The organism is Cupriavidus sp. WKF15 (assembly GCF_029278605.1).
In the GTDB taxonomy this organism is placed as follows: Bacteria; Pseudomonadota; Gammaproteobacteria; order Burkholderiales; family Burkholderiaceae; genus Cupriavidus.
This window is the reverse complement of the sequence record NZ_CP119572.1, coordinates 2,399,180-2,412,434: the sequence shown is the minus strand read 5'-3', so window position 1 is coordinate 2,412,434 and position 13,255 is coordinate 2,399,180. Positions and strand designations below refer to the sequence as shown.

At 65.4% G+C, this 13,255-nt stretch carries 16 protein-coding genes; 6 read left to right on the top strand and 10 right to left on the bottom strand.

All coding sequences use genetic code 11. The features are described from left to right. The first annotated feature begins 1 nt into the window (after position 1). Positions 2 to 421, top strand: a complete 420-nt coding sequence (locus CupriaWKF_RS11285) for a group II truncated hemoglobin (protein ID WP_276097969.1) — start codon at positions 2 to 4, stop codon at positions 419 to 421. A gap of 34 nt (positions 422 to 455) precedes the next feature. Further along, positions 456 to 1,061: a DUF924 family protein gene (locus CupriaWKF_RS11280; RefSeq protein WP_276097968.1), complete on the top strand. Its 606-nt coding sequence runs from the start codon at positions 456 to 458 to the stop codon at positions 1,059 to 1,061. 34 nt (positions 1,062 to 1,095) lie between these two features. Here the strand turns inward: CupriaWKF_RS11280 and CupriaWKF_RS11275 are convergent, their stop codons facing one another. The 10 genes from CupriaWKF_RS11275 to CupriaWKF_RS11230 all read right to left on the bottom strand — a co-directional run bounded on the left by CupriaWKF_RS11275 (position 1,096) and on the right by CupriaWKF_RS11230 (position 8,581). Then, entirely contained in the window at positions 1,096 to 1,680 is a 585-nt protein-coding gene (locus CupriaWKF_RS11275; protein ID WP_276097967.1) for a TIGR00730 family Rossman fold protein, read from the bottom strand. Positions 1,681 to 1,706: 26 nt separating this feature from the next. Then, entirely contained in the window at positions 1,707 to 2,384 is a 678-nt protein-coding gene (locus CupriaWKF_RS11270; protein ID WP_276097966.1) for a TetR/AcrR family transcriptional regulator, read from the bottom strand. A gap of 100 nt (positions 2,385 to 2,484) precedes the next feature. After that, positions 2,485 to 2,970, bottom strand: a complete 486-nt coding sequence (locus CupriaWKF_RS11265) for a diacylglycerol kinase (RefSeq protein ID WP_276097965.1) — start codon at positions 2,968 to 2,970, stop codon at positions 2,485 to 2,487. Further along, entirely contained in the window at positions 2,885 to 4,024 is a 1,140-nt protein-coding gene (locus CupriaWKF_RS11260; protein WP_276097964.1) for a glycosyltransferase family 1 protein, read from the bottom strand. Before CupriaWKF_RS11260 ends, CupriaWKF_RS11265 begins: the two co-directional genes overlap by 86 nt. Before the next feature lie 56 nt (positions 4,025 to 4,080). Next, a complete protein-coding gene (locus tag CupriaWKF_RS11255; RefSeq protein ID WP_276097963.1) occupies positions 4,081 to 5,079 on the bottom strand; it encodes a UDP-2,3-diacylglucosamine diphosphatase in 999 nt (332 codons plus the stop codon). Between the two features lie 112 nt (positions 5,080 to 5,191). After that, positions 5,192 to 6,169 carry an alpha/beta fold hydrolase gene (locus tag CupriaWKF_RS11250; protein ID WP_276097962.1) on the bottom strand — a complete coding sequence of 326 codons (978 nt, stop codon included), beginning with the start codon at positions 6,167 to 6,169 and terminating at the stop codon, positions 5,192 to 5,194. Next, positions 6,166 to 6,702 (bottom strand): RDD family protein, encoded by a 537-nt coding sequence (locus CupriaWKF_RS11245; protein ID WP_276100769.1) that lies wholly within the window; start codon positions 6,700 to 6,702, stop codon positions 6,166 to 6,168. Before CupriaWKF_RS11245 ends, CupriaWKF_RS11250 begins: the two co-directional genes overlap by 4 nt. Positions 6,703 to 6,819: 117 nt before the next feature. Beyond that, a complete protein-coding gene (locus tag CupriaWKF_RS11240; RefSeq protein WP_276097961.1) occupies positions 6,820 to 7,578 on the bottom strand; it encodes a DUF3106 domain-containing protein in 759 nt (252 codons plus the stop codon). 2 nt (positions 7,579 to 7,580) lie between these two features. Further along, the gene (locus CupriaWKF_RS11235; RefSeq protein ID WP_276097960.1) at positions 7,581 to 8,018 is read right to left on the bottom strand and encodes a DUF3619 family protein; all 438 of its coding nucleotides are present in this window, start codon (positions 8,016 to 8,018) and stop codon (positions 7,581 to 7,583) included. Continuing rightward, positions 8,015 to 8,581, bottom strand: a complete 567-nt coding sequence (locus CupriaWKF_RS11230) for an RNA polymerase sigma factor (RefSeq protein ID WP_276097959.1) — start codon at positions 8,579 to 8,581, stop codon at positions 8,015 to 8,017. Before CupriaWKF_RS11230 ends, CupriaWKF_RS11235 begins: the two co-directional genes overlap by 4 nt. Before the next feature lie 342 nt (positions 8,582 to 8,923). Between CupriaWKF_RS11230 and CupriaWKF_RS11225 the strand changes: the two genes are divergently transcribed. The 4 genes from CupriaWKF_RS11225 (at position 8,924) to CupriaWKF_RS11210 (ending at position 13,230) form a co-directional block, all read left to right on the top strand. Then, on the top strand, positions 8,924 to 10,687 hold the full coding sequence (locus CupriaWKF_RS11225) for an acetolactate synthase 3 catalytic subunit (RefSeq protein WP_276097958.1): 1,764 nt from the start codon (positions 8,924 to 8,926) through the stop codon (positions 10,685 to 10,687). Beyond that, positions 10,688 to 11,179 carry an acetolactate synthase small subunit gene (ilvN, locus tag CupriaWKF_RS11220; RefSeq protein ID WP_211947708.1) on the top strand — a complete coding sequence of 164 codons (492 nt, stop codon included), beginning with the start codon at positions 10,688 to 10,690 and terminating at the stop codon, positions 11,177 to 11,179. A gap of 128 nt (positions 11,180 to 11,307) precedes the next feature. Continuing rightward, the gene (gene ilvC, locus CupriaWKF_RS11215; RefSeq protein WP_018005431.1) at positions 11,308 to 12,324 is read left to right on the top strand and encodes a ketol-acid reductoisomerase; all 1,017 of its coding nucleotides are present in this window, start codon (positions 11,308 to 11,310) and stop codon (positions 12,322 to 12,324) included. A gap of 252 nt (positions 12,325 to 12,576) precedes the next feature. After that, entirely contained in the window at positions 12,577 to 13,230 is a 654-nt protein-coding gene (locus CupriaWKF_RS11210) for a phosphatidylserine decarboxylase (RefSeq protein WP_276097957.1), read from the top strand. The last annotated feature ends 25 nt before the right edge of the window (positions 13,231 to 13,255 follow it).

The following is a 13,255-nucleotide window of genomic DNA, read 5'->3' as shown; positions in this document are numbered from 1 at the left end:
AATGAGCACCGAACCCGAATCCACCGGCAAGGCCGGCACCGAAGTCACCGCCTTCGACCTGATCGGCGGCGAAGCGCGCGTGCGCGAACTGGTGGACCGCTTCTACGACCTGATGGACCTGGAACCCGAGTTCGCCGGCCTGCGCGCGCTGCACCCGTCGTCGCTGGACGGATCGCGCGACAAGCTGTTCTGGTTCCTGTGCGGCTGGCTGGGCGGTCCCAACCATTTCATCGAGCGCTTTGGCCATCCGCGCCTGCGCGCGCGCCATATGCCGTTCGAGATCGGCATCAGCGAGCGCGACCAGTGGATGCGCTGCATGGCGCTGGCGATGCAGGACGTCGGCCTGTCGGAGGACCTGCAGATGCGCCTGATGCAGGCCCTGTTCCAGACCGCCGACTGGATGCGCAACGTGGCCCGCTGAAGCGGCCCGGATCTTTTCGAGAAAGGGTAGGACGATGCAAGACAAGTTGCCCGAAGCCGCCCACGAACTGCTGGAGTTCTGGTTCGGCCACCATGGCTCGCCCGTCTGGAACACGGAACGGCGCGAATGGTTCACCAAGTCCGCGGCGTTCGACGACGTGATCCGCTCGCGCTTCCTGACGCTGTGGGAGACGGCGCACTCCGGCGATCCCGATGACGGCGAGGACTGGTGCGCCACGCATGAAGGCGCCTGCGCCCGCGTGGTGCTGCTGGACCAGTTCCCGCGCAACCTGTTCCGCAACGACCCGCGCAGCTTCGCGACCGACGCCCAGGCACTGGCGCTGGCACGGCGGATCGTCGAAGGCGGCATGGACCGCGAACTGCCGACCGGCTACCACCGCATGTTCTGCTATCTGCCGTTCGAGCACTCGGAGTCGCTGCAAGACCAGGACGAGAGCGTCAGGCTGACGACGCAGCTGCGCGAGGACACCGCCGGGAAGGTGGATGTCGTGGACTGGGCGGAAAAGCACCGCGCGGTGATCGCGCGCTTCGGTCGTTTTCCGCACCGGAATGCCATCCTGGGCCGGCAGAGCACGCCGGAGGAACTGGCCTTCCTGAAGGAGCCGGGCTCGACGTTCTGAGCGTCGCGGCTTGCCCGGCCCCTGGGACCTGGCTTCAGGTCTCGTCGCGGCGTTCCTGCCACTTGTCGACAATCTCGCGCGGGGCCTTGCCCAGCTTGCCGAGCAGCGCGGCCGGTGTGTCGGCCACGTGCAGCAGGTCGGCGTGCACCTGCTTGAGGAAGCCTTCCTGCACCGCGTGCGAAAGGAAGCCCAGCATGCCGTCGTAGAAGCCCGCGACGTTTAGCAGGCCGACCGGCTTGGCATGGTAGCCGAGCTGCAGCCACGTGAAGGTCTCGAACAGCTCCTCGAAAGTCCCCACGCCGCCGGGCATGGCAATAAAGGCATCGGCGCGGTCGGCCATCATCTGCTTGCGCTCGTGCATATTGCGCACCACGTGCAGCTCGGTCAGGCCGCGGTGGCCAACTTCTTTCTGCATCAGCGCGTCGGGGATGATGCCGATGGCAGTGCCGCCATGCTCGAGCACGGCATCGGCAACGATGCCCATCAGGCCGACCTTGCCGCCGCCATAGACCAGCGACATGTCGTTTTCCACCAGGGCCTGGCCGAGCGCTCGGGCGGCCTGGGCATATTCGGGGCGGTTGCCGGGGCTGGAACCGCAATACACGCAAACGGATTTCACTTCTTGTCCTTGTCTGACTGACTTTCCTAGGCCGCCTTGGACGCCGCGTAGTCACGCGCGAGCTGGTCGAATGCGTCGCGGGCGCGGCCGCGCAGGTAGGGCGCCAGAATCGAGAAGATGTGGTAGCTCGAGCCGTGCAGGCAGCCGCGGATCTGCTCGGGGTCGTTGTACTGGCGCGGGTGTTGCACGAACTGGAACGACAGCCAGTAGGTGGCGATCACCACGATGTTGGTGCAGATCGCCTCGACCTGTTCCGGCGTCGCTTCCATTTCGCCATCTTCAATGAACTGGCGGCAGATCTCCAGCGCGAAGCGCTTCTTCTGTTCGACGATGCGCTTGAAGTTGGTTTCCAGCATGCGGTTGCGTGCCAGCAGGTCGTTGATGTCCCGGTACAGGAAGCGGTAGTTCCACATGAACTCCGACATGTACTGCAGGTAGCCCCAGCTCTCGTCCAGCGTGGCCTTGTGGTCATCGGGCAGCTTCAGGCGGCGTTCCATCTCCTGCTCGAAGCGCACGAAGATGGAATTGATGATGTCGTCCTTGTTGCGGAAGTGGTAGTAGAGATTGCCGGGGCTGATCTCCATCGCCTCCGCAATGGTGGTGGTGGTGACGTTGGGTTCGCCGACTTCGTTGAACAGGCGCAGCGAGACGTCGAGGATGCGGTCCCTGGTGCGGCGGGGACCGGCTTGCGGTTTGGGTTCCATGGGCGTCCGGGCGGTCGGTAAATCTGGGCAGGTAGCGATTATAAGCAATCGGCCTGCATCGCTTGTCGCCCCCGCTGTGTCCCCGGGGTCGAGAGGGGGCTCAGCCCGCCAGCTGGCGCAGCCAGTGCATGACGTGCGGCCCGGCAATCGCGATCCACGTGCCACCGCACAGGATCAGTGCCAGCATGACCGCGGCGCTGCCGAAGTCCTTGGCACGCTTGGACAGGCTGTGCCGCTCCAGCGAGATGCGGTCGATCGCCGCCTCGACGCTTGAATTCAGCAGTTCCACCATCAGCACCACCAGCAGCGTGCCGAGCAGCATGATGCGCTCGACCGTGCCGACGGGCAGCATGAACGCGCATGGCGTCAGGATCGCCACCAGCGTCAGCTCCTGGCGGAACGCGCTTTCTTCGAGTACGGCGTAGCGCAGCCCGGACAGGGAATTGATCGCGGCATGCCAGGCACGGGCCAGGCCGCGGTTGCCCTTGTGCGGGTTCTGCTCAATCGAGTAGTCGCTGCCTGGCGGGCGAGGTGCCTGCCCCCCCAGCGACGGATCGGACGGCAGCGGCTGAGTTGGTTTCGGCATGGCTCTGCGGGACTGGTTGGGTTGGCACCTCGCCCGCGCTGCCGGGACTGCCGCCGGCCGATAGCGGACGCAGGTGCGCCAGGAACTGCTCGGAGGCGGCGCGCCACGAGAACCGCTCGGCATGGGCGCGGGCGGTCATGCGGTCGATGCGCAGCGCTTCCAGGCAGGCTTCACGCAAGTCTTCGTGCATCACGCCGGCGGGGCTGTCGCCTAGCACGTCGATCGGGCCGGTTACCGGATAGGCCGCCACCGGCAGGCCGCTGGCCAGCGCTTCAAGCAGCACCAGCCCGAAGGTATCGGTGCGGCTCGGAAACACGAAAACGTCAGCCGAAGCATACACCCTGGCCAGTTCTGGCTGGCTCAGCACGCCGAGGTAGTTTGCGCCGGGGTAGCGCGCGCGCAGCGAAGCCAGCGCGGGGCCGTCGCCGACCACCCATTTGGAGCCCGGCAGGTCCAGTGCCAGGAAGGCCTCGACGTTTTTTTCCACGGCCACGCGGCCGACATAGAGGAAGATCGGGTGCGCGGTGTTGAGCACGTTGACGCGCTGCGTCTTGAAGACATCCAGGTCCACGCCGCGGGTCCACAGCACGCAGTGTCCGATGCCGTAGCGCTGCAGGTCGTCCAGCACCACGGGCGTCGGCGCCATCACGGCCTGCGCGGGGCCGTGGAACCAGCGCAGGAAGCGGTACGTCCACGACAGCGGAATGCCGAAGCGCGCCTGCACGTATTCGGGAAAGCGCGTGTGATAGGCCGTCGTGTACGGCATTTCCCGGCGCAGCGCGTAGCGGCGCGCGGCCATGCCCAGCGGGCCTTCGGTGGCGATATGCAGCGCGTCCGGCGCAAAGTCGCGGATGCGCTGCGCGACGCGCGCCGACGGCAGCAGCGACAGGCGGATCTCCGGATAGGTCGGGCAGGGCACGGTGCGGAATTCCAGCGGCGTGATCATGTCGACCGTGTGACCCATGGCTTCCAGCTCGCGGCGGGTCGACTTGAGCGTGCGCACCACGCCATTGACCTGCGGTTCCCAGGCATCGGTGACGATCAGGATCTTCATGCGGACTCCTCGTTGGTATGGCCGCGTTCTTGAAAGGTTGGGATCGGGCCGGCGGTTCAGCCGCTGATGGCGGCTGCGCGGCGGCGCTTGCGCGACTGGGCCTGGGGCGGGTCGAGCAGCGTGGTCCAGTAGACGATCTTCAGCTCGCCTTCCATGGTCTCGACCAGGGCGGACAGGCTTTCGACCCAGTCGCCGTCGTTGCAGTAGAGCTGGCCGCTGACCTCGCGGATCTCGGCCTTGTGGATATGGCCGCAGACCACGCCGTCGCAGCCGCGCCGGCGCGCCTCGTCGACCATCGCGTGCTCGAACGAGCTGATGTAGTTCACCGCGTTCTTGACCTGGTGCTTCAGGTATTGCGACAGCGACCAGTATGGAAAGCCGAGCCGCGCCCGGACGCGGTTGAAGTGGCGGTTCATCGCCAGGATCACCGTGTACAGCGAATCGCCGAGATACGCCAGCCAGCGCGCGTGCTGCACCACGCCGTCGAACAGATCGCCGTGCACGACCCACAGGCGCTTGCCGGTGGCCGTCACGTGGACGGCTTCTTCGCGCACCGTGATGTCGCCGAACGCCAGGCCGTCGAACTGCCGGGCGACTTCGTCATGGTTGCCGGGTACGTAGATGACCTCGGTGCCCTTGCGCGCCTTGCGCAGCAGCTTCTGCACCACGTCGTTGTGGCTTTGCGGCCAGTACCAGCCGCGCCGGAGCTGCCAGCCGTCGATGATGTCGCCGACCAGGTAGAGCCGTTCGGATTCGTTGTGCTTGAGGAAGTCGAGCAGGTAGTCGGCCTGGCAGCCGGCGGTGCCCAGGTGGATGTCGGACAGCCAGATCGCACGGTACTGCCGGATCGGGTGCGGCTCCGGCGGGAAGGGCGGGCTGGCATCGGACGGCGGTGCCAGCGCCGCAAGGGCGGGAGGCTCGGCCGGCGCCGGCACGAAGGCCGCGAGCGCGGCGATGCGCGACAAGACCTGGGAGAGTTCGGGATCAGGACTGCCGCGCAGCCTGTGCGAGACTCCAGACAGATATCCGAGTGCGGATCGGATTGCTTGAACCATGGCGGCCCCGATGACGGCGATGGCTGCATTCAGCCAGTGCGCCATGACGGAGCGGTGACGGAAACATGAATGACATATGAAACGTTGCCGCCATCCGACAGCAGCGGGGATATCAGGATGCGGTCGTACGCAGCGCGGCCAGCGCTTCGACTACGGCCGCGAGGGCGCGCGGATCGCGCAGCAGCGATACATGGCCGATACCCGCCAGCGCCTTGTGCTGCGCACCGTCGAGCCAGCTCGTGCACGGCGGGCCGGAGATGGAATCGTGCCAGCTGAAGATCGACACCATGCGCGTACGCAAGGCGGGTGTTTCCGCTTTGGCCAGCGCTGTCAGCCAGGGGCTGCCGCAGCGCATCTGCCTGGCATTGCGGCCGGCGCCGAAACGGGCCAGGGCGCAGCCGTGGTGCGGGGTGCCTAGCGTGACGACACCGGCGCCGAGATTCTCGCCGGCGCGCGCCAGCGCCGCCCGTGCGACCAGGCCGCCCATGCTGTGGCACACCAGCAGCGGGGGCTGGCCGGTATTCGCCTTGACCTGGCCGATATGGCGCCGCAGGACGTCGGCATAGTCGTCGAGATCACCGAGGACTGGCTCCAGGTCGATCGCTTCGCAGGGATAGCCGGCGGCCGCCAGCGCGGGTTGCAGGTCCAGCCAGACGGCATGGTTGCAGGCGTAGCCATGCACCAGCAGCACAGTGGGCATCTGGCGGGCGGCGAATGGGGCCGCAGGCGGCACATAGCGGCGGTGAGCGCAGAATGGTTGCAGCCAGTTGAACATGCGGAACACCGCGATGTACTCATTGGCAAAGCACCGGATGATTTCTGCCAGCCGCAGCGGCAGCCTGCCGCTGCCCAGCGCAGCCGGCGCAGGCGGAGGGCGGTGGTGGTGTGCAACACCGGTACCGCGCAACGTCATGGCGAACGCCAGCCCGATGCCTGCGGCAAGTCCGGCCAGCACTGCCACGACCCCGGCCAGCAGTGCCGCCGGCCAGCTCCAGCCGGCCTGCAGCGTAAGTTGCCAGCCGATGCCGGCGGCCGTGCCCGCCTGCAGGATGACCGCCACGCGGCGTGTGCCGGCGGCGCTCAGGGTCATGGGCGCGGCGTGCGCAAGTCGGTCAGGCGCGTGCGCGCCAGGCGGTCGTGCACGAACTGGCGGCGCGGATCCAGCCACGCCAGCAGGATCCACACCAGGAGCCCGGCGCAGAGCACGCCGACGAACGGGCCTTTCACCAGGCCGAGCCAATGCCCGAGGGCGGCCGCGGGCGGCAGCCACAGCCAGGCCAGCACGTAGCGCAGTGCCGCCTGTGGCCAGCGCGGCGGCTCACCCTGGGCGGTTTCGATCCGCATGCGCCAGGTCTGCATGGCCAGCGTCTGGCCGCTGCGCTGCCAGAACCACGTGAAGTAGAGCCCCATCACCACGAAGCTCCAGCCCTGGATGGCGTAGGGGCTGTCCAGGCCAAGCTTCTGCAGCGCCGGGCGGGCCAGAAGGAACAGTGCCGTCGACGCGCTCAGCACGCCGAACAGCAGCACGCCCTCATACAGCATGCAGGCGATGCGGCGACGTAGCGACGGAGCGGTGGGATGCGGGGCGGTGGAGGGCGACGGAGCGAGGGTAGCGGCAGGCATGGCACGGAAACGGGTGACCTTGGGGTGACCTTGGGCAGGCGTTCCAGCGGTGACCGGGTCTGGCGTGGTCACGTGCGGAATCCGGCGATTATGCCAAATGCCCGTTCGCGGGTCGCTTTACTGCCGGATTGTGCCGTCGGCCTGCGTGGCGGCAGCGGCTTCGGATCCGCCTTCCGGAGCGGCCGGCGGCGTGGGGGATGCCGGGGTGTTCGCCGGCGGCGTTGCCGCGGGAGCGGCAACCGACGCATCGGCGGCGGCGCCCTTGGCGGCGGCCGACGAGGCCGGCCTGGCAGTCAGCGCGGCAGGCTTCTTGTCCTGGTGAATCTGGCGGCTGGTGTCGCTGGGCAGGCGCTTGCCGCTGGGCAGCGCGCTGACGGCGCCTGGCCGGCGCGGCACCCGCTCCGCCTCGGCCAGCTTCTTCTTCTGCTCTTCGGGCAGCTGCTGGTACTTGTCCCAGGCCTCGGCCTTCTTTTCCGCCGGCAGGGCCCGCGTGATCTGGTAGTTCTCACGCGCAAGGCGGTGTTGCTGCGGCGTCATCTTGACCCACTCGGCCATGCGGGTCTGCAGCCGCGTCTGTTCTTCCGGCGAAAACTTCGGGTAGCGTTCGGCAATGCGCAGCCACTTGCGCCGGTTGAGTTCGGGCATCGTGTCCCACAGCGGCTGCAGCGGCCCCAGGATGCGCTGCTGGACGGGCGTGAGTTCCGACCAGGTGGGATGTGCATTGACCGCGTGCGTGGCCTGCGGCGCTGACGCCGGCCCCTGCGCATGGGCTGGCGGCGGCGTCAGGCACCAGATGGCGGCGGCAAAGAAACCCGACAGCAGCAGGGCTTCCAGCCGGCGGCGTGTTGCGTCGGAGTGGGAAGTCGCGCGGGCCATGTTTATTGCCCGCGCTTCAGGAACACGTGGAAGCCCTGGTCGGCGTAGGCCGTTGGGGGAAGGTCGTCGAGCAGCATGGCGGCATCGATGTCCGCCAGTTCCTCGACGCGCTTCTGTTGCTGCCAGTGATAGATGCCGATCAGGCCGGCGCCGAGCGCGACCAGGGCCCAGACCAGCGCGCCCCGCTTGAGCCACGCACCGACCCGGTGCAAGGCTGAGTCGTCTTCATCGTCGAGCGACGGCACGTGGTGGCCGGCCGGCATGGCAAACTGCGGTACGCGCACCGGGGCCTCGGCCTTCTTGTGGGCCAGCGCCATACGGCGCGCGGCCGCCAGCCGCTCGCTCACATCAGCCGGCAAGTTGTCGGCTGATGCGTCAAGTGCAGCGCGAACCTCATGCGCGAAGCGTAGTTCCTGAATTTCTCTGTCGTTTCTGCTCATAGTCGAACCCCCCGTGCGCGCAATGCTTGCGCCAGGGTATGCGTGGCACGGGAACAGTGCGTCTTGACGCTGCCTTCTGAGCACCCCATGACCGCGGCGGTTTCGGCGACGTCCATATCCTCCCAGTAACGCATCAGGAATGCCTCGCGTTGACGCGTGGGCAGACGCTGGATTTCCTGCTCGATAATGTGCATCACCTGCGCCCGCTCGACCTTGTCGGCGCTGCTTTCGGCCGACTCGGAGCCGGCCTGGGCTTCGAGCGTGTCGAGCAGGTCGTTGTCGTCGCCATCGCGCTCGTCGCGCAACGTCGAAAAGAGCGACACCCAGGTGTTGCGCACCTTCTGGCGGCGGAACCAGTCGTGGATGGTGTTCTGGAGGATGCGCTGGAACAGCGGGGGCAATTCCGCGGCGCTCTTGTCGCCGTATTTTTCCGCCAGCTTGATCATGGCGTCCTGGACGATGTCCAGCGCCGCTTCATCGTCACGCACGGCAAAGACCGCCTGCTTGAAGGCGCGCCGCTCGACGCTGGCGAGAAAGTCGGACAGTTCCTGATCGGTAGCCATGCAGGCGGGTGAAAACGATATCTCTGTGCTGGCGGATGTGCTGCGAACGGCTCGCGGCGTACCCGGAGTGGTGCGATGCTAGCAAAAAACAACTGGCCATGACCACTTCTGTATTGTCCCTAATACAAGAACCTGCATGCCAAGTGCCGCCCGGACGACTCAAAAGAACATAGACCGCGCTGGTGCATTGCAGTATCATCGACGGTTCACGACATCAGTGGTTGTCTCATCCGGCCGCTTATGAGGCGGTCTTCCATGCAGACGCGCACCGCTTGAACCCGTGCCACAAGCCCGGCAGAGAGCATCCAAACAATTTTTTGCCGAAAATTGCAAAGGACTGAAATGAACATGCCCAGCGCGGAATTCTCCCACGCAGACAGCAATTCATCTGCCGCACCCGAAATGATCGGTGCGGAAATTCTCGTTCATGCACTTGCCGAAGAAGGCGTTGAATACGTCTGGGGTTATCCCGGCGGCGCAGTGCTGTATATCTACGACGAGCTTCACAAACAAACGAAATTCGAGCACATCCTGGTGCGCCACGAGCAGGCCGCGGTCCATGCCGCAGACGGCTATGCGCGGGCAACCGGCAAGGTGGGCGTCGCCCTGGTGACCTCGGGTCCCGGCGTGACCAATGCCGTCACGGGCATTGCCACCGCGTATCTCGATTCGATCCCGATGGTCGTGATCACCGGCAACGTGCCGACCCACGCGATCGGCCAGGATGCCTTCCAGGAATGCGATACCGTCGGGATTACCCGCCCGATCGTCAAGCACAACTTCCTCGTGAAGGACGTGCGCGACCTCGCATCGACCATCAAGAAGGCGTTCTATATTGCCTCTACCGGCCGTCCGGGCCCGGTGGTCGTGGACATTCCCAAGGATGTCTCGCGCAACACCTGCAAGTACGAGTACCCGAAGTCGATCGACATGCGCTCGTACAGCCCGGTGAACAAGGGGCATTCGGGCCAGATCCGCAAGGCCGTGGCGCTGCTGCAGGGCGCGGAGCGTCCGTACATCTACGCCGGCGGCGGCGTGGTGCTGGCCAACGCCAGTGAAGAGCTGCGCCAGCTCGCTGCCATGACGGGCCACCCGGTGACCAACACGCTGATGGCCCTGGGCGCATTCCCGGGAACCAGCAAGCAGTTCGTCGGCATGCTCGGCATGCACGGTACGTACGAGGCCAATATGGCCATGCAGGAGTGCGACGTGCTGATTGCCGTGGGCGCGCGTTTCGATGACCGCGTGATCGGCAACCCGGCGCACTTCGCCTCGCAGGCGCGCAAGATCATCCACATCGACATCGACCCGTCGTCGATCTCGAAGCGCGTGAAGGTGGATATCCCCATCGTCGGCAACGTCAAGGACGTGCTGCAGGAGCTGATCGCCCAGCTCCAGGCCAGCGACGTCAAGCCCAAGCGCGAGGCCCTGGCGAAGTGGTGGGAGCGGATCGAGCAATGGCGCTCGGTGGACTGCCTCAAGTACGACCGCAGCTCCGAGATCATCAAGCCGCAGTACGTGGTCGAGAAGATCTGGGAACTGACCAAGGGCGATGCCTTCATCTGCTCCGACGTCGGCCAGCACCAGATGTGGGCCGCGCAGTTCTACAAGTTCAACGAGCCGCGCCGCTGGATCAACTCCGGTGGCCTGGGCACGATGGGCGTGGGCCTGCCGTACGCCATGGGCATCAAGAAGGCGTTCCCGGAGAAGGAAGTCGTCACCATCACGGGTGAAGGCTCGATTCAGATGTGTATCCAGGAACTGTCGACCTGCCTGCAGTACGACACCCCGGTCAAGATCTGCTCGCTCAACAACGGCTATCTGGGCATGGTGCGCCAGTGGCAGGAAATCGAGTACGACAACCGCTACTCGCACTCCTACATGGATGCGCTGCCCGACTTCGTGAAACTGGCCGAGGCCTATGGCCATGTCGGCATGCGCGTGGAAAAGACGTCCGACGTCGAGCCGGCGCTGCGCGAGGCCTTCCGCCTGAAGGACCGTACCGTGTTCCTGGACTTCCAGACCGACCCCACCGAAAACGTCTGGCCGATGGTCCAGGCGGGCAAGGGCATTTCCGAAATGCTGCTCGGCGCGGAGGACCTGTAAATGCGACACATCATTTCGGTCCTGCTGGAAAACGAACCGGGCGCGCTGTCGCGCGTGGTGGGCTTGTTCTCGGCCCGCGGCTACAACATCGAGACGCTGACGGTGGCCCCCACTGAAGATGCGTCGCTGTCGCGCATGACGATCGTCACGACCGGTTCGGATGACGTGATCGAGCAGATCACCAAGCACCTGAACCGGCTGGTGGAGGTGGTCAAGGTGGTCGACCTGACCGAGGGCGCGCACATCGAGCGCGAGCTGATGCTCGTCAAGGTGCGCGCGGTCGGCAAGGAGCGCGAGGAAATGAAGCGCACCGCCGACATCTTCCGTGGCCGCATCATCGACGTTACCGAGAAGACCTACACGATCGAGCTGACCGGCAACGGCGTCAAGCTCGATGCGTTCCTCGATGCCATCGACCGCACCGCGATTCTCGAAACCGTCCGCACGGGCGGCTCGGGCATCGGCCGCGGCGAGCGCATCCTGAAGGTCTGACCGGGACGTCCCGCAACGCACGCGGAAACTTTACGCAGTATCCCCCCGGGCGGCGCGATCCGGGCGCACGCGAGATGCGCCTGATGATGCCGCCTCCTCATACAAAGATTGAGACTGAAGGAATTATCATGAAAGTGTTTTACGACAAGGACGCCGACCTCTCCCTGATCAAGGGCAAGAACGTCACCATCATCGGCTACGGCTCGCAAGGCCACGCCCACGCGCTGAACCTGAAGGATTCGGGCGTGAACGTGACGGTCGGCCTGCGCAAGAGCGGCGCGTCGTGGAACAAGGCCGTCAACGCCGGCCTGCAGGTGAAGGAAGTGGCCGAGGCCGTCAAGAACGCCGACGTGGTCATGATCCTGCTGCCGGACGAGCAGATCGCCGACGTGTACAAGAACGAAGTGCACGCCAACATCAAGGAAGGTGCCGCGCTGGCCTTCGCCCACGGCTTCAATGTGCACTACGGTGCCGTGATCCCGCGCGCCGACCTGGACGTGATCATGATCGCGCCGAAGGCTCCGGGCCACACCGTGCGTGCCACCTACACCCAGGGTGGCGGCGTGCCGCACCTGATCGCCGTGCACCAGAACAAGTCCGGCGCCGCCCGTGACATCGCGCTGTCGTACGCCACCGCCAACGGCGGCGGCCGTGCCGGCATCATCGAGACCAACTTCCGCGAAGAAACCGAAACCGACCTGTTCGGCGAGCAGGCCGTGCTGTGCGGCGGTACCGTCGAGCTGATCAAGGCCGGCTTCGAGACCCTGGTGGAAGCCGGCTACGCGCCGGAAATGGCCTACTTCGAGTGCCTGCACGAACTGAAGCTGATCGTCGACCTGATCTATGAAGGCGGCATCGCCAACATGAACTACTCGATCTCCAACAACGCTGAGTATGGTGAATACGTCACCGGTCCGCGCGTGGTGACCGAGGAGACCAAGAAGGCGATGAAGCAGTGCCTGAAGGACATCCAGACCGGCGAGTACGCCAAGAGCTTCCTGCTGGAGAACAAGGCCGGCGCCCCGACCCTGATCTCGCGCCGCCGCCTGAACGCCGAGCACCAGATCGAAGTGGTTGGCGAGAAGCTGCGCGCGATGATGCCGTGGATCGCCAAGAACAAGATGGTCGACCAATCGAAGAACTAAGCTGCGTGCCAGCTGGAAGGCAGTGCCACCCGACGGGCGGCACTGCCGTGGCCGTTCAGTGTCTCGTGGATGCCTTCTATAGTTGGGAAGGGATTCGCGGGGCCTGAACGGCTTTTTGTTATCCTTGTCGGACTTTGGACGGGGCGTGCCTTATCCTGCCCCGCGTCGGTGCCTTCAGGCCCTGCCAGTGGCCGTACCCGTGGCACCTGAGTGCGCGATCGTGCCTTTTCCTCTCAACCAAACAAGCACTGCATGAACTATCCTCATCCGCTCATCGCCCGTGAAGGCTGGCCGTTCCTGGCCGGCGCCTTTCTCATCTCGCTGCTGGTCCATGTCAGCGCGGGTTTCTGGTGGGCATTGCCGTTGTGGATCATCACGCTGTTCGTGCTCCAGTTCTTCCGTGATCCGCCGCGGCCGATCCCGTCGCAACCGAATGCCGTGCTGGCTCCTGCGGACGGACGCATCGTCTCCGTGGAAAAGGCGCAGGATCCTTATGCCGGCCGTGAGGCGCTGAAGATCAGCGTGTTCATGAATGTCTTCAACGTACATTCGAACCGCGCTTCGGTTGACGGCAAGGTCGAGAAGCTCGAATACTTCCCCGGCAAGTTCGTCAACGCCGACCTCGACAAGGCATCCACCGAAAACGAGCGCAATGCGGTTGTCATCCGCCGCGCAGCCGATGGCCAGATCGTGACGCTGGTGCAGGTGGCTGGCCTGGTGGCGCGCCGCATCCTGTGCTACACCAAGGTGGGCGAGAACCTGTCGCGCGGCCAGCGCTATGGCTTTATCCGCTTCGGCTCCCGGGTGGACGTCTACCTGCCGCCGAGCGCACGGCCGCGTGTCACGATCGGCGAAAAGGTGTCGGCATCGTCGACCATCCTCGCCGAGCTGGATGAACTGAAGTAAGCGACAACCAGACAGGAGCGCTGTA

Excerpts from the sequence above, each read along its gene's own strand:
- CupriaWKF_RS11285 (WP_276097969.1), top strand. The coding sequence starts at position 2 with ATGAGCACCGAACCCGAATCCACCGGCAAGGCCGGCACCGAAGTCACC.
- CupriaWKF_RS11280 (WP_276097968.1), top strand. The coding sequence starts at position 456 with ATGCAAGACAAGTTGCCCGAAGCCGCCCACGAACTGCTGGAGTTCTGG.
- CupriaWKF_RS11270 (WP_276097966.1), bottom strand. The coding sequence starts at position 2,384 with ATGGAACCCAAACCGCAAGCCGGTCCCCGCCGCACCAGGGACCGCATC.
- CupriaWKF_RS11265 (WP_276097965.1), bottom strand. The coding sequence starts at position 2,970 with ATGCCGAAACCAACTCAGCCGCTGCCGTCCGATCCGTCGCTGGGGGGG.
- CupriaWKF_RS11260 (WP_276097964.1), bottom strand. The coding sequence starts at position 4,024 with ATGAAGATCCTGATCGTCACCGATGCCTGGGAACCGCAGGTCAATGGC.
- CupriaWKF_RS11255 (WP_276097963.1), bottom strand. The coding sequence starts at position 5,079 with ATGGTTCAAGCAATCCGATCCGCACTCGGATATCTGTCTGGAGTCTCG.
- CupriaWKF_RS11250 (WP_276097962.1), bottom strand. The coding sequence starts at position 6,169 with ATGACCCTGAGCGCCGCCGGCACACGCCGCGTGGCGGTCATCCTGCAG.
- CupriaWKF_RS11245 (WP_276100769.1), bottom strand. The coding sequence starts at position 6,702 with ATGCCTGCCGCTACCCTCGCTCCGTCGCCCTCCACCGCCCCGCATCCC.
- CupriaWKF_RS11240 (WP_276097961.1), bottom strand. The coding sequence starts at position 7,578 with ATGGCCCGCGCGACTTCCCACTCCGACGCAACACGCCGCCGGCTGGAA.
- CupriaWKF_RS11235 (WP_276097960.1), bottom strand. The coding sequence starts at position 8,018 with ATGAGCAGAAACGACAGAGAAATTCAGGAACTACGCTTCGCGCATGAG.
- CupriaWKF_RS11230 (WP_276097959.1), bottom strand. The coding sequence starts at position 8,581 with ATGGCTACCGATCAGGAACTGTCCGACTTTCTCGCCAGCGTCGAGCGG.
- CupriaWKF_RS11225 (WP_276097958.1), top strand. The coding sequence starts at position 8,924 with ATGAACATGCCCAGCGCGGAATTCTCCCACGCAGACAGCAATTCATCT.
- ilvN (WP_211947708.1), top strand. The coding sequence starts at position 10,688 with ATGCGACACATCATTTCGGTCCTGCTGGAAAACGAACCGGGCGCGCTG.
- ilvC (WP_018005431.1), top strand. The coding sequence starts at position 11,308 with ATGAAAGTGTTTTACGACAAGGACGCCGACCTCTCCCTGATCAAGGGC.
- CupriaWKF_RS11210 (WP_276097957.1), top strand. The coding sequence starts at position 12,577 with ATGAACTATCCTCATCCGCTCATCGCCCGTGAAGGCTGGCCGTTCCTG.